This window comes from Corynebacterium yudongzhengii, from assembly GCF_003065405.1.
In the GTDB taxonomy this organism is placed as follows: domain Bacteria; phylum Actinomycetota; class Actinomycetes; order Mycobacteriales; family Mycobacteriaceae; genus Corynebacterium; species Corynebacterium yudongzhengii.
In genome coordinates, this window is record NZ_CP026947.1 from 913664 (window position 1) to 928971 (window position 15308).

Here is a 15308-nt window from a genome sequence, read left to right on the forward strand (position 1 = left end):
AAGGGGAAGGGATTTTCGGTTGGCGGCGGTCGTTCGGTATAGTGTACACGGTTGTGTCCAGCGGTAACAGATCCGTGGGATGCCGACCGAATACCTCCCTGCGTAAAACCGCAACCGACCACGGTCGGCCGGTACGTCACACGCAGGTTAAAACCGAGGGTTGAACCGGCCCGTCGCTCATCGACGGGCGCCTGTACTGCCCAGTGACTAGAAAGAAGGAGCCTTCCATGGCCGTCAAGATCAAGCTGCAGCGGATGGGTAAGATCCGCAACCCCCAGTACCGCGTCATCGTCGCCGACTCCCGCACCCGCCGCCAGGGCCGCGCGATCGAGAACATTGGCATCTACCACCCGAAGGAGCAGCCTTCGCTCATCGACATCAACTCCGAGCGCGCCCAGTACTGGCTCGGCGTTGGTGCGCAGCCGACCGAGCCGGTGCTCGCTCTGCTGAAGGTCACCGGTGACTGGCAGAAGTTCAAGGGCCTCGACGGCGCCGAGGGTACCCTCAAGACCGCCGAGGAGAAGCCATCCAAGCTGGAGCTGTTCAACCAGGCTCTCGCCGCGGCCAACGACGGCCCGACCATCGAGGCTGTCGCCGAGCAGAAGCAGAAGGCCAAGGAAGAGGCCGAGGCCAAGGCTGCTGCCGAGGCTGAGGCTCAGCGCAAGGCCGAGGAAGAGGCCGCCGCCGCGGGCGAGGCTGACGCCGACGCCGAGGCTGCCTCCGAGGAGAAGACCGAGGAATAAAAAATCCTTTTCTCAACAAACGGTGCCTATCCCTGTGCGGTGTAGGCACCTTTTTGGTTTTAGTACATGAGCACTTCGGCGTTGTTGCCGCCGCGGCAGCTGATCACCTCTGCCGCGTCGCTGGCGCAGTACATGTCGTAGGACTGGCCGGTGACCGGGCTATGGGCGGTGACGGTCTGCGGCAGGTAGTCGCGCAGGTTCACGCTGGTGGTGCCGATATCTGCGGTGAGCGAATTGAGCACCGAGTGGGCGAAATCGCAGCTGGTGTTTCCATTCACCCCGAGTAACCCCACACCCCAGCCATCCCCGGAGGTGCAGATGGTGACTACTCGCTCGTGGAAGCTCCCGGCGTTTGCGGCGGGGGCGGCTCGGAGGTGGCTGGCTCGTTCGAGGCCTCGGGGCTCTGCTCGGCGGATGCGCTGACCTGCCTCGTGGCCGACTCCGTCACCGTCTCCGTCATGGTTTCAGTGGCCGTCTCCGTGGCCGGTTCCTCCTCGGTGGACGTACAGCTGGCGCACAGCAGTGCGGCGGCGAGTACGGCCAGGGATGCGAGAACAGGTCGGTGCGTAGTCATCGGATATCTCCAGCGCAAGGGCTTTAAGGCCGCGAGGCCTTGTAGGGCAATACTTTAAACATAAAGTTACTCTGGGGATACCGAGGGCAATCCCGCGGCCTTGCCGAAGCTAGACTTTGAAGGCGTGGAGAAACGTGACGAACAGGCCTTAGCCGCGGCGAAGCTGTACTACTCGCGGGAGCTGAGCCAGGCGGAAGTTGCCGCCGAGATGGGGGTGTCGCGCCCGACCGTCGCGAAGCTTCTACAGCACGCCCGCGAGCGCGGATACGTCACCATCGAGGTGCATGATCCCCGGGAGGTCGGCGGCCACCTCGGCCAGCTGCTGTTGGAGACCTTTTCTGCTCAAGGCCTGCGCGAAGTCCGGGTTGTCGACGTCGCCCGCGAGCGCGACGAGGACCTGCTGGCGGAACTTGGCCGGATGGGGGCCGCGGTGTTATCCGATACCGTCTGCGACGGCCAGTCGGTCGGGGTGTCGTGGGGACATACGATGTATGCGGTCGCCCGCGCCCTCGAGCACACCCCGCGCCACGGGGTGGAGATCATCCAGCTCAAAGGCGGGATGAGTCATTCCAGCGAGTCCACCAACGACATTGAGACGATCAACTTGTTCTGTCAGGCCTTCGACGCCTACGCCCGGCCGCTGCCTTTGCCGGTGATCATCGACAATGTAGAGGCGAAGGAGATCGTCGAAAAGGACCGGCACATCAGCCATATCCTGCAGTTGGGCCGAGACTGTGACGTGGCGGTGTTCACGGTGGGGGCCGCGAACCCGGAGTCGCTGCCGCTGGTGCTCGGCTACCTCAATGACAAGGAGGCCGCGGAGCTTTCGCAGCGAGCCGTCGGGGATGTCTGCTCGCGCTTCTTCACCGCCGAGGGCAAGGTGGCGATGCCGTCGATCGACGCGCGCACCGTCGGCATCTCGCTGCGGGATTTGCGCTTACGCCCGGTGCGGATCCTGGTGGCCGGGGGACGTCGCAAAGCGGAGGCCATCGCCACCGCCTTGAAGATGGGCTTGGCCACCCACCTCGTCATCGACGCCCCGACCGCCCGGGCGATACTCGAGCAGGTGCGCTAGAGGGCGATCACGCCGACAATCGCGGCGTTGAGCATGTTGGTGAGAAAACCACCGAACAGCGCCTTGAAGCCTAGGGAGGCGACATCCGAGCGCCGCTCCGGGGCGAGCGCGCCGAAGGAGCCGATCTGGATGGCGATGGAGGAGAGGTTGGCGAAACCGGCCATCGCGAAGGTCGCGATGAGGATGGCCTTCTCCGACATCACGTCGACGTGCTCCGAGAACGAGGTGTAGCCGACGAACTCGTTGAGGATAGTCTTTTGCCCAATGAAGTTGCCGACGAGCGCCGCCTCGTCCCAGGGCACCCCGATGAGCCAGGCCAGCGGGGCGAAGATGAGGCCGAAGAGCCCCTCGAGCGACCAGCCGTCTTGGCCGACAAGCGAGCCGATCCCGCCGATGAAGGCAGAGAGCATGGCGATCAGCGCGATGAACGCGATGAGCATGCAGGCCACCGCGACGGCGACGCGGCCCCCGGCGAGGGCGCCGGACCCCAAGGCGTCGATGATGTTGCGGTTCTCCTCGTCGCGCACGGTGCGGACGTTGGCGCTGGCGACGGACTCCTCGGTCTCGGGGATGAGGGCCTTGGCCATCATGAGGGAGCCGGGGGCGTTCATGATGGAGGCCGCGAGCAGGTAGTGCAGCGGGGCTCCGAGGAGCGAGTACCCGATGAGGGTGGAGCCGGCGACGGAGGCGAAGCCGCCGGTCATGCAGGCGAAGAGCTCGGAGCGGGTCAGTTTCGGCAGCCAAGGCCGAATGACCAGCGGCGCTTCGGACTGGCCGAGGAAGATCACGGTCGAGGCCCAGACGCTTTCGACTTTGGAGGTGCCCATGAGCTTGCCGATGCCCGTGCCGACGATGTCGACGAACCACTGCAGAACGCGCAGGTAGTAGAGCGCGCCGATGATCGCGCCGAGGAAGATGATCACGGGAAGCACGTTGAGCGCGAAGACGAAGCCAATGTCGTCGCCGAAGAGCGGGCCGAAGACGAAGGAGGTGCCCTCGCCGGTGAAGTCGATGAGTTTCTGTACCGCATCGGCGGTCGCGCGCAGCAGTTGGAACCCGGGTTCCCACTTGAGCACGAGCAGCGCGAAGAGGACCTGCATGGCCAAACCCACGGCGAGGGTGCGCCACTTGATCTTGGAGCGGTGCGAAGACAGCACTATAGCGAGCACGAAGATGACTGCGATGCCCAGCAGTCCCTGAAGGCGGTCCATGGTGATCTCCTAGCTGCCCAAGGCCTCAGGGCCGAAGGAGTGGGGAAGCAGATCTGAAAACGCGAGCGTGGCTGGCTCGCCGCCTTCTCCCTCCACGATCACCTTCTGGCAGTTGAACTCGCGCAGGACCTGCCGGCAGGCGCCGCATGGCCAGCAGGGCGCGGCTTTGAGCCCCACGATGGCGATAGCGGCGATGGTCTGGCCGGCGGCCTGGGCGATCATGGTGGTCACCGCGTTGCGTTCGGCGCAGATGGCTTCGCCGTACGCGGCGTTTTCGACGTTGCAACCGGTGATGATCTCGCCGGTGTCGCTGATGAGGGCGGCGCCGACCGGGAAGTGGGAGGAAGGGCTATAAGAATGCCGCGCGACGTCTCGAGCGCGGTCGATGAGCGTGGCGGCGGGTATGCCGGGGCTAGCCATGACGGCCTCCTTGGGGGTGGAACCCCAACAATGCGAACAAATGAAAATGTTAGGGTTGACATGTGTTCCAATGGGAATGATAATCGATGTATATCCCGTGACACAAGGCCTCACAAGGGAGGATCCGGATAAATGTCTCAGCATTTCGATGCCGTGGACGTCATCGCCGCCAAGCGGGACGGACGCGAGCTCTCCACCGCAGAAACCAACTACGTCATCGCCGCGTATACGCGCGGGAAGATCGGCGATGAGCAGTTCGCCGCGTTGAACATGGCCATCTACCTCAACGGCATGACCCGCCGCGAGATTGTCGATTGGACGAACGCCATGATCGATTCCGGTACCCGCATGACCTACGGCGGGCTTAGCAAAGTCACCACGGACAAGCACTCCACCGGCGGCGTCGGGGATAAGCTCTCGCTGCCGCTCGGCTCACTGGTCGCCTCTTTTGGGGTGGCCGTGCCCATGCTGTCGGGCCGCGGGCTCGGGCATACCGGCGGCACCCTCGACAAGCTGGAGGCGATCCCCGGCTTCACCGTCGATATCGACAGCACCCGGATGATGCAGGTGCTCGACGAGGTCGGGGTCATCATCGCCGCCGCCGGCGCGGACCTCGCCCCGGCGGACAAGCGCATCTACGCCCTGCGCGATATCACCGCCACCGTCGACTGCGTGCCCCTGATCGCCAGCTCGATTATGAGCAAGAAGATCGCCGCCGGGGCCGATAGCCTGGTCTTCGACGTCAAGGTGGGAACCGGCGCGTTCATGAAGAACCTCGACCAGGCCCGCGAGCTCGGGCGCACGATGGTCGATCTGGGCAACGACGCCGGGGTTACTACCCGCGCGCTCATCACGGATATGAACACCCCGCTGGGCCTGAAGATCGGCAACGCCTTAGAGATCGAGGAGACCCTCGACGTCCTCGCTGGTGGCGGTCCTGCCGACGTGGTGGAGCTGACCTGCCGCTTCGCCCGCGAGATGCTGGAGATGGCCGGGGTCGCAGACGCCGATGTCGAGGCGGCTCTCAAAGACGGCCGCGCCATGGACACCTGGCGCGCGATGGTCAAAGCCCAAGGAGGCGATCCTGACGCCCCGCTGCCGAAGGCCACCGACACCCATGAGGTGGTCGCAGAAAAAGACGGCGTCATCTCCCAGCTGGATGCGCTCGCCCTAGGGGTGGGCAGCTGGCGTCTCGGCGCTGGTCGCGCTAAGAAGGGAGACCCCGTCCAGGCCGGCGCCGGAATCGAGATCCACGCCCCGCTGGGAACTAAGGTGCGCGCCGGGCAGAAGATCCTCACCCTGCACACCGATACCCCGGAGCGTTTCGAACACGCCCTCGAGGCCATCACCCCGGGCATCACCATTTCCGAGGACGCGCCCGAGCGCGTCCTCGTCCACGACCGCATCGCCTAAACCGAAAAGGAGCTTGAGAGACATGAACCGCACCGAACTCGCCCGCTACATCGACCACACGCTGCTGAAGCCGGAATCCACCGACGCGGACGTCGCCGCACTCGTCGAGGAGGCCCACGACCTCGGCGTCTACTCCGTGTGCGTCTCTCCCTCGAAGCTGCCGCTGGAGGTGCCCGCTGACCTCAAGGTCGCCACCGTGGCGGGTTTTCCCTCGGGAGCCCACCACTCGGAGATCAAGGCCGCGGAAGCCAAGCTCTCGGTCGCCCAGGGCGCCGATGAGGTCGACATGGTCATCAACGTCGCCCGCGCCGTCGCCGAAGACTTCGACTACGTGGAGAAAGACATCCGCGCCGTGCGCGAGGCGATCCCAAAGGCCGTGCTCAAGGTCATCTTAGAGACCGCCGCGCTCAGCGACGAGCAGATCACCGCCTGCTGTCACGCCGCCGAGCGGGCCGGGGCAGACTTCGTCAAGACCTCCACCGGGTTCCACCCGGCTGGCGGCGCCAGCGTGCACGCCATCGAGGTCATGCACGCCGCCGTCGGCGGACGCCTCGGCATCAAGGCCTCCGGCGGTATCCGCGACACCGAGACCGCCCTGGCCATGATCGTCGCCGGCGCCACGCGGATCGGGGCGTCGTCGTCACGCACGATCCTGGAAGGTGTCAACTAATGGATCTGCAGGAAAAGGTGCGCGCCTGGATCGCGCACGACCCGGATCCCACCACGCGCGCCGAGCTGCAAGAGCTTCTCGATCACGGCGATACCGACGAGCTTAGCCAGCGCTTTTCCGGGCCCCTGGAGTTCGGCACCGCCGGGCTGCGCGGGAGGATCGAAGGCGGTGAAAACCGCATGAACATCGCCACCGTCATCCGCGCGAGCGCCGGGGTGGCGGCGTGGCTGCGTACGCGCGTCTATAAGCCCAGAGTCGTGGTGGGCTGCGATGCCCGGCACCGCTCCCGCGATTTCTACACCGCCACCTGCGAGGTGCTCAACGCAGCCGGCTGCGAGGTCATCGCCTTACCCGCCGAGCACCCGACCCCGCTGACCTCCTTCGCGGTGCGCCATGTGCGCGCCGATGCCGGCATCATGATCACCGCCAGCCACAACCCGGCCTGGGACAACGGCTACAAGGTCTATCTGGGCGGGCGCATCGTCGACGGCGACAACGGCCGCGGCGTGCAGCTGATCTCGCCGGCGGATCAGGAGATCTCCGCGGCCATCGCCGCCACCGGCCCGGCTGATAGCATCGCCCGCAAAGCCGACGGCATCACCTTCGCCGGCCCCGAGATCCGCGAGGCCTACCTCGCCCGCGCGGTCTCGCTTATCGACGTCGCCGATCCGCACGTACCCATCGTCGTCACGGCACTGCATGGCGTCGGCGGCGACATGCTCGTCGAGGCCCTACGCCGCGCCGGGTTCAGCGCGATCACCCCGGTGGCGCAGCAGCACGAGCCCGACCCGGATTTTCCCACCGTGGCTTTCCCCAACCCGGAAGAAGACGGCGCACTCGACCTCGCCATTGCCACCGCCCGCCAGGTGGGAGCGCGGGTCATCCTCGCGCTCGACCCGGATGCCGATCGCTGCTCGGTGGCCATCCCCGCAGGCAGTGAAGGCCAGTGGGAACAGCTCAGCGGCGATACCATCGGCGCGATCCTCGGCGAGCAGGCGGCAAAGGCCGGCGAGGGGGTCATGGCGGCGTCCATCGTGTCCTCGCAAGTTTTGTCCGCGATCGCGAAGGCGCACGGGCTGGACTATCAGCCGACGCTCACCGGGTTCAAGTGGATCGGGCGCGTCGAGAACCTGGTCTACGGTTACGAGGAGGCCATCGGCTACTGCACCGACCCGCAGGCGGTGCGCGATAAAGACGGCATCACCGCGTGTCTGCGGGTGGCGGAGCTGGCATCAGGGGGAGATCTCGCCGACTACCTCGCCGAGATCGACGCCGCCTATGGCGCGTGGGTGACCCGCCCGCTGACCGTGCGCATGGATGACCCAGCCGAAATCCGGGCCAAAGTCGATGGACTGCTGGGAAACCCGCCGGCCGACTTCGGCGGCTCGCCGGTCACCGAGGTCGCGGACCTCTCGCGGGGATACCAGGGCGTACCCGGAACCGCCGGCGTGCTGCTGCGCACCGAGGAAGGCGCGCGCATCGTCGCCCGCCCGTCGGGCACCGAGCCGAAGCTGAAGTGCTACATCGAAGTGATCCGCCCGCAGCGCGCCGAGGCGGTGGAGCGCTGCGAGCAGATCAAGGCGGAGCTCGCTAGCGTACTCGGGGTGCGCTAGAACGCCGCGCCTCCTTTTTGGTCAGCACCGAGTCGCTGAGGATATAGACCACCGCGCCGACGCCGGCGATGGCCGCCACCACCCACAAAACGGCGGCGGAGCCGGCGGCGTCGGCGGGGAAGAGCTCCATGAGCGCGGCCACATACGCGATGCCCACCGGGATGGCGATGTTGATAGTCAGGTTGTAGAAACCGATCGCGATGCCGGATTTCTCGGCCGGGATGTCGCGCAGGGCGGTGTTGACGAGTGGGGCGTACATCGTCGCAAAGCCCGAGGACAATAGGATGATCGAGGCTGCCAGGATCCACGCTGAGGAGTCGATGAACACCGCGCCGAGGACGAAGGCCACGATCACCTGCACCAAACCTAGGATGACGGTCGCCCGCGTGCTCAGGGCCTTCGCGTAGACCCCGGACAGTGCGCCGACGAGCGCGCCGACGGCATAGCCCGGGGCGAAGAGCAGGGAGGCCTGGTCCAGCGACCAGTCGTGCAGCTCGCTGAGCACGAAGGGGAAGAGGAAGGTCAACGCCAGCTGGGTCGAGTAGACGATGAGCACCACGAGAAGCACCGAGACATAGCGGCCGTTGGTGAAGAACTCCGGGCGCACCAGCGCCTTGTCGTGGCTGCGGACGTGCCAGGTGAAGACCCCGATGCCCAAGATCAAGGGGATGAGCCAGAAGACGGTGAAGTTCTGCATGAACATCATCACCGAGGTGGCGATGACGGCGATGAGCAGCAGGCCAAAGATATCCAGGTGGTTTTTCACCTGAATGGTCTCCGGGACCAGCTTGTGGATAAACGGGATGGCCGCCACCGCGATGAGCGAGACCAAAAACATCGCGGTCCAGGACACGTAGGTGGCAATGAAGCCACTGGTCAGCGTGCCGAAGAGCATGCCGAGCTGGAACATCGACGTAGAAAACCCGAGGTAGGTCTTCTGGTCCTTCTCGCTTAAGAACTTGGTGACGTAGATGACATAGAGCGTCTCCGCCGCGGCCAGACCCGAGGTCTGGATGATGCGGCCGGCGAGCACCCAGGCGAAGGAATCCTGGCCGAAAAACCCGATGAGCGAGCCGATAGCGATGAGCGCGATACCGACGTTGAGCAGCTTGCGGAAGCTCAGAGAGTCCGCCAGCGCGGCGTAGACCACCGCGCCGATGCCGATGAGGATGCCCGGGATCGTCGCCTGCAGGCTGACCGTGGTGACGTCGAGGCCGAGGTCCTCCGAAATCGGCAACGACATGAACTTGAAGCCGTTGTCGATGATGAGGGCGAAAAGGAACACAAACAGCAGGACCGGAACGGCGCGCTTGGGATTGAGGGTGCGCATCTAGATCGCCGCCAGGGGAAGGGCGAGTTCCATCATCTGGGTAAACGCGGTCTCCCGCTCGGCCGGGGAGGTCTGCTCGCCGGTGTAGAGGTTATCAGAGACGGTGAAGAGACCGAGCGCGTCCACGCCGGCGTGGGCGGCGACGGCATAGAGGCCGGCCGATTCCATCTCGGTGCCGAGCACACCCATGCGCGCCCACCGGTCGATCGAGGTGTCGTCGACGTTGTAGAACGCATCCGCCGAGAAGATGTTGCCCACGTGGGTGGTGATGCCGCGGGCATCGGCGTCGTCGACAAGTGCTTTGAGCAGGCGCCAGGAGGCCAGGGGCGCGAAGGTGCCCGGGATGTCGTACTGCTCGAGGAAGTTCGAGTCCGTGCAGGCGCCCTGGGCGACGATGATCTCGTAGAGGCCGATGTCCCGGCGCATGGAGCCGCAGGAGCCCACGCGGATGAGTTTCTGAGCGCCGAAGGTGTGGATCAGCTCGTAGGCGTACAGGCTGATCGACGGAATGCCCATGCCCGAGCCCATCACCGAGACCTCGTGTCCCTGGTAGGTGCCGGTGAAGCCGAGCATGTTGCGCACGGAATTGAACTGGACGATATCGTCGAGGTAGTGCTCGGCGATGAACTTCGCGCGCAGCGGGTCGCCGGGCAGCAGGACGGTCTCGGCGATGGGGGCGCCGTCGGGGTTGATGTGTGGGGTGGAGGCCGTGGTAGTCGGCATGAAAGGCTCCTTAGGGCCGTTATGGTTATAACTGTAATTCTACTGTGAATCGAACATTAGTCAGTTGTCAAGGCTGCAAATGTTCGATCGGGGTTGCGCGTTCTCCCCTATAAAAGGTGCCCGCTAGACTGCCTAGGCATGGAACTCATGATCGGCAAGGTGATCAAAACCCACGGCGTGCGCGGAGAGGTCGCCGTCGAGGTCACCACGGATAACCCGGACGTGCGCTTCGCCGTCGGCGAGGTACTTTACGGACGCCAGGGCACGCGCGAGAAAGAACTCACCATCGCCTCCACCCGCCCGCACAAGGGCCGCCTGCTGATCACCTTCGAGGAAATCCCCGACCGCACCGCCGCCGAAAGCCTGCGGGGTCTGCAGTTTTTCGCCGAGCCTTTAGATGACGACGAGGACGAAGGCTTCTACGACCACGAGCTCGAAGGCCTGGCCGTCATCCACGAAGGCCAGCGCATCGGTGAGATCACCGGGGTGACCCACACCGTCAACCGCGCGATCCTCGAGGTCCGCCTCAGTGGCGGCAAAGAAGCGATGATCCCCTTCGTCGACGAGATGGTCCCCGACATCGACTTAGAGGCCGGACACGTGGTGGTCACCCCGCCCGAAGGCCTTCTGGATCTCTAGCTCTGAACCCATGCGCATCGACGTCATCACCATCTTCCCCGACTACCTCGAACCCCTACGCCACGCCCTTTTGGGCAAAGCCATCGAGGACGGGCACCTCACCGTCGGCATCCATGACCTGCGCCGCTGGGCCACGGGCACGCACCGCTCGGTCGACGCCCCACCGGCCGGCGGCGGGCCCGGCATGGTCATGAAACCGGAGGTCTGGGGTAGAGCACTTGACGACGTTGCCGCAGGCGCCACGGAAGGTACCACCCTGACCAGCGCGGAGGCGCACCGTGCGGGGCCGCGTCACGACGAGCTGGTAGGCGTCGATAAGCACTACTCCGACGGCGCGCCGGGCGAGAAACCGCTGCTTTTAGTGCCCACGCCCACCGGCACTCCCTTCACCCAGGCCGACGCGCAGGCATTCTCCCGCGAGGAGCACATCGTGTTCGCCTGCGGGCGCTACGAAGGCATTGACCAGCGCGTCTTCGTCGACGCCGAGAAGCGCTACCGAGTGCGCGAGGTCTCCATCGGTGATTATGTCCTCATCGGCGGCGAGGTCGCGGTGCTGGCGATCACCGAGGCCGTCGCCCGCCTCATCCCCGGGGTGCTGGGCAACCAGGCCTCGCACCTCGAGGACACGTTTTCTGACGGCCTGTTGGAAGCCCCCAGTTATACGAAGCCGCGCAGCTGGCGTGGGCTTGACATCCCGGAGGTGCTGCTTTCCGGCGATCACCAGAAGATCGCCGCGTGGCGACGCGCCCAGTCCCTCCAGCGCACCAAGAAGGTGCGCCCCGAGCTGCTCGAGCAGGCAGAGCTCACAGACAAAGACCGCTTTGTTCTCTATGCCCGGGATGTCCACACCGAGCTCACCGTGCTCATCGATGAGACACGCTGGGAGAAGATCGCCGCCAAGCTGGCGAAGAAACTGCGCCGCGACAACTACCACGTCAGCGCCATCCACGCCGAGACCATCGATTCCGCCTGCGAGCCCTTGTGGCGGATCACCATCAACGGCCGCTCGGAGCGGGAGCTGGGGGAGCTGACGCGGCTCGTCGCCAAGCACCTACCCGCGGGCACCGCCTGGTACGGCACCTCGGACTACGGGCATGCCGGGCCTACGAGCGCTTGATGAGGTCATAGGCGGCGAGCGCCTCGGCGCGGGATTCGCGCAGATCCACGATCGGCTCCGGTGCCTCTGATTCTGCTCCGTCGAAGAACTCCGGCGCCCAGCGGCGGCGGTAGCGCTCGTCGCGGTCGAAGCGGCGGGCCTGGGTGACGGGGTTGAAGATGCGGAAATACGGCGCCGCGTCATCACCGCAGCCGGCGACCCACTGCCAGTTGAAGGGGTTTGAGGCATCATCGGCGTCGACGAGGGTGTCCCAGAACCACTGTTCCCCCAACCTCCAGTGCAGGCGCAGGTTCTTAGTGAGAAAAGACGCGGTGATCATACGCACGCGGTTGTGCTGGTAGCCGGTCGCCCACAGCTCGCGCATCCCGGCGTCGACGAGCGCGATCCCCGTCTCGCCGCGCTGCCAGGCGCGCAGGTCCTCGGCCGCGCCGGGATCTTTTGGCCAGCGCCAGGGAAAGCGGTTGAACTCGCTGCGGACGTTCTCGGTTCTGAGATGCGGGCGGTGGTGCAGCCGGTGCCAGGCGAAATCCCGCCACATCAGCTGCCGGCGAAAACCGGGGTCGTCGACGTCATGCCATACCCGCTGCGGCGCTATCTCGCCGAAGCGCAGGTGCGGCGACAGGCGGCTGGTGCCGCGGCGGGCGGGGATATCGCGGTCGTGCTCGTAGTCGGCGGGATCGAAGCGTTTAAGCGCTATGTGCGCGCCCTTCTCGCCGGGTGTCCAGTGCTGGTTGAGCTTGTCGCTCCAGGGTTCTAGGGGTAAATGCTCGTCGATTTCTGCGCGGGTGCGCTCCAAGCGTACGCCTTCGCCCCGGACTGTGGGTGCTCCGAGCGGTGGGGTGGGGTCGATGTGTTCTGCCAGGCGGCGAGAAAACGGGGTGAACACGCGGTAGTAGGTGCCGTTGGTGGTGAGCACCTCGTCCGGCTCGCCGAGGAGGAAACCCTCGACGGCATGCACGGTCGTGCCGCTGGCTTTCAGGGAGGCCGAGATCTCTTCGTCGATCTCTTGCAGCGGCTGGTGGTAGCGCCGGTGAAACGCCAGCGTACGCGGCTGAAAGGAGGAGATGATCTCGCGCGGATCGCCGGCGCGCACGTAAAGGGGGATATCAAAATCGGCGAGGTCTTTCGCAAGCGCGTTGAGCGAATGATGCAGCCACCAGCGGCTCGCCGCTCCCAGCGGGCGGGCGGTGGATTCTACGATGTAGAGCGCCGTGATATCAGTGCCGGCGAGGGCGGCGAGGGCGTTGTTGTCGTGGAGACGCAGATCATCGCGCAACCACAGGAGGTGTCTACCGGGCATAGGCGCCACAGTAGCTAACATAAGGCGGATGTTTGCAGAATTGATCGCCGAAGAATTACAGGTTCGCCCCGCCTACGTGCAGGCGGCTTTGGACCTGCTTGCAGAGGGCAACACCGTGCCCTTTATCGCCCGCTACCGCAAGGAGGCCACCGGCGGTCTGAGCGATGTCGAGCTGCGCCGGATCGAGGAACGCCACACCTACCTCACGGAGCTCGAGGAGCGGAAGCAGACGGTGCTCAAGGCCATCGACGAGCAGGGCAAGCTAGACGATGACCTGCGCGCTCGCATCGAGGCCGTCGACACTAAGGCGCGGCTGGAAGATCTCTATCTGCCGTACAAGAAGCGCCGGCGCACCCGCGCCGACATCGCCCGCGAGGCCGGGCTCGAAGAGCTTGCCGATAAGCTTATCGACGACCCCCACGCCGACGCCCAGGCCGCCGCAGGCGCCTATCTCACCGAGGGCTTCGAGACGGAGAAAGACGCCCTCAACGGCGCCCGGGCGATCGTGATCGATCGCTTCGCCCTCGACGCCGACCTGGTGGGAGAAGTCCGCGACAAAGTCGCTGAGGAGGCGACCATGCGCTCTCACGTGGTGGAAGGCAAGGAGCGCGAAGGCGCGAAGTTCCGGGACTACTTCGACTTCTCGGAATCTGTGACCACGTTGCCGCCGCACCGCATCCTCGCGCTCTTGCGCGCCGAGAACGAAGGCGTGCTCACCCTCGATATCGACCCCGGCGACGACGCCACCTACGAGCAGCTCATCGCCGAGCGCTTCGAGCTGGATACGGCGGCGTCGTCGTGGCTTGCTGAAGTCGTGCGCTTCGGCTGGCGCACCAAACTGAAGATCTCCTCGGGTTTGGATATGCGCCTCAAACTCAAAGAGCGCGCGGAGGAAGGCTCGCTCGAGGTCTTCGCTGCGAACCTGCGCGACGTCCTGCTGGCCGCTCCCGCCGGCGAGCGCGCCACGCTGGGGCTCGACCCGGGCTATCGCAACGGCGTGAAGTGCGCGGTGGTCGATCGCACCGGCAAGGTGCTCGAGACCGCGATCGTCTACCCGCACCAGCCCCAAAAGCAGTGGTCGCAGGCCGCTGAGACGCTCGCCGGGCTGTGCGTGCGCCACGGGGTGGAGCTCATGGCGGTGGGCAACGGCACCGCCAGCCGGGAAACGGAGAAGCTCGCCGGCGAGATCGCCACCATGGTGGCTCAGGCTGCGGGCACGCGCCCGACGCCGGTGATGGTCTCCGAATCGGGGGCGTCGGTGTATTCGGCCTCCGAGATCGCCGCCGCCGAGTTCCCGGACATGGACGTCTCGCTGCGCGGGGCGGTCTCCATCGCGCGGCGCCTGCAGGATCCGCTTTCGGAGCTGGTCAAGATCGACCCGAAGTCGATCGGGGTGGGGCAGTACCAGCACGACATCAACCAGCAGGCGCTCACCCGCACCCTCGACGGCGTGGTCGAAGATGCCGTCAACGCGGTGGGCGTGGATCTCAACACCGCCAGCGCCCCTCTGCTGGAAAGGGTCGCCGGGGTGACGCCTGCGCTGGCGCGCAACATCGTCAGTCACCGTGATGAGCACGGCTCTTTCACTTCGCGCGCCCAGCTTCACGACGTCTCCCGCCTCGGCCCCAAAGCCTTCGAGCAGTGTGCCGGCTTTTTGCGCATCAACGGCCACGACCCGCTCGACGCCTCGGCCGTCCACCCCGAGTCCTACCCGGTGGTGGAGAAGATGACCGCCGCGACCGGCCTGCCGGTCGATCGGCTCGTGGGCAACTCGGCGGCGCTGGCGAAGCTGAAGCCCGCACAGTTTGCCGACGAGCGCTTCGGCGTGCCCACCATCACCGACATCATCTCTGAACTGGACAAACCGGGCCGCGACCCCCGCCCGGAGTTCCGCACCGCGGAGTTTGCCGAAGGCCTGGAGAAGGTCTCCGACCTCACCCCGGGCATGGTGCTGGAGGGTACGGTGACAAACGTCGCCGCGTTCGGCGCGTTTGTCGACGTCGGCGTCCACCAAGACGGCCTCGTGCACGTCTCCGCGATGAGCCACTCTTTCGTGAAAGACCCGCGCGATGTCGTGCGCTCCGGGCAGGCGGTCAAGGTGAAGGTCATGGACGTCGACGTCGATCGCAATCGCATCGGGCTCAGCCTGCGTCTCGACGACGAGCCGGGCGCCGAGAACGCGCCGAAGAAGGAATCCCGCGGGCGCTCTGGTGGGCGTGGTCGGTCCGGTGGGCGTGGTCGGGGTGGTCGGTCTGGTGGCCGGTCCGGTGGCCGGTCCGGTGCGCAGGGCAAGAAACCCTCCGGTTCGATGGCCGAGGCGCTGAAGAAGGCCGGGTTCGGGCGCTAGAGCAGGTGCTTCGGGTTGGGTGCAAGCGCTGAAAGGCTCGGTTTCCGGGGGTAGGCGCCTTAGCGGTCATGCGGCGGTATCGCGTTCGCACGCGCGGTCGAAAGGAGTCGCCCCTAAAGGAGTCTCGCGCGGT

Annotated in this window: 15 protein-coding genes; 8 read left to right on the forward strand and 7 right to left on the reverse strand. The window is 65.7% G+C overall.

What is annotated here, in order from left to right; all coding sequences use genetic code 11:
* Nucleotides 1–227: 227 nt before the first annotated feature.
* The gene (gene rpsP, locus C3B44_RS04185; protein ID WP_108431278.1) at nt 228–743 is read left to right on the forward strand and encodes a 30S ribosomal protein S16; all 516 of its coding nucleotides are present in this window, start codon (nt 228–230) and stop codon (nt 741–743) included.
* A 59-nt stretch (nt 744–802) separates the two neighbouring features.
* Here the strand turns inward: rpsP and C3B44_RS04190 are convergent, their stop codons facing one another.
* Nucleotides 803–1021 carry a hypothetical protein gene (locus tag C3B44_RS04190; protein WP_146183475.1) on the reverse strand — a complete coding sequence of 73 codons (219 nt, stop codon included), beginning with the start codon at nt 1019–1021 and terminating at the stop codon, nt 803–805.
* A gap of 47 nt (nt 1022–1068) precedes the next feature.
* The gene (locus tag C3B44_RS04195; RefSeq protein ID WP_108431280.1) at nt 1069–1317 is read right to left on the reverse strand and encodes a hypothetical protein; all 249 of its coding nucleotides are present in this window, start codon (nt 1315–1317) and stop codon (nt 1069–1071) included.
* Between the two features lie 124 nt (nt 1318–1441).
* On the opposite strand from C3B44_RS04195, the gene C3B44_RS04200 reads away from it, so the two are divergent.
* On the forward strand, nt 1442–2392 hold the full coding sequence (locus tag C3B44_RS04200) for a sugar-binding transcriptional regulator (protein WP_108431281.1): 951 nt from the start codon (nt 1442–1444) through the stop codon (nt 2390–2392).
* Here C3B44_RS04200 and C3B44_RS04205 read toward each other — a convergent pair.
* Both C3B44_RS04205 and C3B44_RS04210 read right to left on the reverse strand, forming a co-directional pair.
* Nucleotides 2389–3603, reverse strand: a complete 1215-nt coding sequence (locus C3B44_RS04205; RefSeq protein WP_108431282.1) for a NupC/NupG family nucleoside CNT transporter — start codon at nt 3601–3603, stop codon at nt 2389–2391. The two genes, C3B44_RS04200 and C3B44_RS04205, sit on opposite strands and share 4 nt — an antisense overlap.
* Nucleotides 3604–3612: 9 nt before the next feature.
* Nucleotides 3613–4023, reverse strand: coding sequence for a cytidine deaminase (locus C3B44_RS04210; RefSeq protein WP_108431283.1), 411 nt, complete (start codon nt 4021–4023; stop codon nt 3613–3615).
* 132 nt (nt 4024–4155) lie between these two features.
* On the opposite strand from C3B44_RS04210, the gene C3B44_RS04215 reads away from it, so the two are divergent.
* From C3B44_RS04215 to C3B44_RS04225, 3 genes are read left to right on the forward strand one after another with little or no spacing between them, the layout of a single operon-like run.
* Complete coding sequence (locus C3B44_RS04215) at nt 4156–5436, forward strand: thymidine phosphorylase (RefSeq protein ID WP_108431284.1); 1281 nt, start codon at nt 4156–4158, stop codon at nt 5434–5436.
* A gap of 22 nt (nt 5437–5458) precedes the next feature.
* On the forward strand, nt 5459–6106 hold the full coding sequence (gene deoC / locus C3B44_RS04220; protein ID WP_108431285.1) for a deoxyribose-phosphate aldolase: 648 nt from the start codon (nt 5459–5461) through the stop codon (nt 6104–6106).
* Entirely contained in the window at nt 6106–7719 is a 1614-nt protein-coding gene (locus C3B44_RS04225) for a phospho-sugar mutase (RefSeq protein ID WP_108431286.1), read from the forward strand. The genes deoC and C3B44_RS04225 overlap by 1 nt, the downstream gene beginning before the upstream one ends.
* On the opposite strand, the gene C3B44_RS04230 is transcribed toward C3B44_RS04225, so the two are convergent.
* Nucleotides 7697–9049, reverse strand: coding sequence for an MFS transporter (locus C3B44_RS04230; RefSeq protein ID WP_108431287.1), 1353 nt, complete (start codon nt 9047–9049; stop codon nt 7697–7699). The genes C3B44_RS04225 and C3B44_RS04230 overlap by 23 nt on opposite strands.
* Nucleotides 9050–9772, reverse strand: a complete 723-nt coding sequence (gene deoD, locus C3B44_RS04235) for a purine-nucleoside phosphorylase (protein WP_108431288.1) — start codon at nt 9770–9772, stop codon at nt 9050–9052.
* A 138-nt stretch (nt 9773–9910) separates the two neighbouring features.
* Here deoD and rimM point away from each other — a divergent pair, with 138 nt between their 5' ends.
* Complete coding sequence (gene rimM / locus C3B44_RS04240; protein ID WP_108431289.1) at nt 9911–10411, forward strand: ribosome maturation factor RimM; 501 nt, start codon at nt 9911–9913, stop codon at nt 10409–10411.
* 10 nt (nt 10412–10421) lie between these two features.
* Nucleotides 10422–11528, forward strand: a complete 1107-nt coding sequence (trmD, locus tag C3B44_RS04245; RefSeq protein ID WP_108431290.1) for a tRNA (guanosine(37)-N1)-methyltransferase TrmD — start codon at nt 10422–10424, stop codon at nt 11526–11528.
* Here the strand turns inward: trmD and C3B44_RS04250 are convergent.
* Nucleotides 11515–12828, reverse strand: coding sequence for a cryptochrome/photolyase family protein (locus C3B44_RS04250; RefSeq protein WP_108431291.1), 1314 nt, complete (start codon nt 12826–12828; stop codon nt 11515–11517). The two genes, trmD and C3B44_RS04250, sit on opposite strands and share 14 nt — an antisense overlap.
* Before the next feature lie 28 nt (nt 12829–12856).
* Between C3B44_RS04250 and C3B44_RS04255 the strand changes: the two genes are divergently transcribed.
* Complete coding sequence (locus C3B44_RS04255) at nt 12857–15175, forward strand: Tex family protein (RefSeq protein ID WP_108431292.1); 2319 nt, start codon at nt 12857–12859, stop codon at nt 15173–15175.
* The last annotated feature ends 133 nt before the right edge of the window (nt 15176–15308 follow it).

What these genes read in the sequence shown, in the direction of transcription:
- rpsP (WP_108431278.1), top strand. Translation starts at nt 228, where the DNA reads ATGGCCGTCAAGATCAAGCTGCAGCGGATGGGTAAGATCCGCAACCCC.
- C3B44_RS04195 (WP_108431280.1), bottom strand. Translation starts at nt 1,317, where the DNA reads ATGACTACGCACCGACCTGTTCTCGCATCCCTGGCCGTACTCGCCGCC.
- C3B44_RS04205 (WP_108431282.1), bottom strand. Translation starts at nt 3,603, where the DNA reads ATGGACCGCCTTCAGGGACTGCTGGGCATCGCAGTCATCTTCGTGCTC.
- C3B44_RS04210 (WP_108431283.1), bottom strand. Translation starts at nt 4,023, where the DNA reads ATGGCTAGCCCCGGCATACCCGCCGCCACGCTCATCGACCGCGCTCGA.
- C3B44_RS04215 (WP_108431284.1), top strand. Translation starts at nt 4,156, where the DNA reads ATGTCTCAGCATTTCGATGCCGTGGACGTCATCGCCGCCAAGCGGGAC.
- deoC (WP_108431285.1), top strand. Translation starts at nt 5,459, where the DNA reads ATGAACCGCACCGAACTCGCCCGCTACATCGACCACACGCTGCTGAAG.
- C3B44_RS04225 (WP_108431286.1), top strand. Translation starts at nt 6,106, where the DNA reads ATGGATCTGCAGGAAAAGGTGCGCGCCTGGATCGCGCACGACCCGGAT.
- C3B44_RS04230 (WP_108431287.1), bottom strand. Translation starts at nt 9,049, where the DNA reads ATGCGCACCCTCAATCCCAAGCGCGCCGTTCCGGTCCTGCTGTTTGTG.
- deoD (WP_108431288.1), bottom strand. Translation starts at nt 9,772, where the DNA reads ATGCCGACTACCACGGCCTCCACCCCACACATCAACCCCGACGGCGCC.
- rimM (WP_108431289.1), top strand. Translation starts at nt 9,911, where the DNA reads ATGGAACTCATGATCGGCAAGGTGATCAAAACCCACGGCGTGCGCGGA.
- trmD (WP_108431290.1), top strand. Translation starts at nt 10,422, where the DNA reads ATGCGCATCGACGTCATCACCATCTTCCCCGACTACCTCGAACCCCTA.
- C3B44_RS04250 (WP_108431291.1), bottom strand. Translation starts at nt 12,828, where the DNA reads ATGCCCGGTAGACACCTCCTGTGGTTGCGCGATGATCTGCGTCTCCAC.
- C3B44_RS04255 (WP_108431292.1), top strand. Translation starts at nt 12,857, where the DNA reads ATGTTTGCAGAATTGATCGCCGAAGAATTACAGGTTCGCCCCGCCTAC.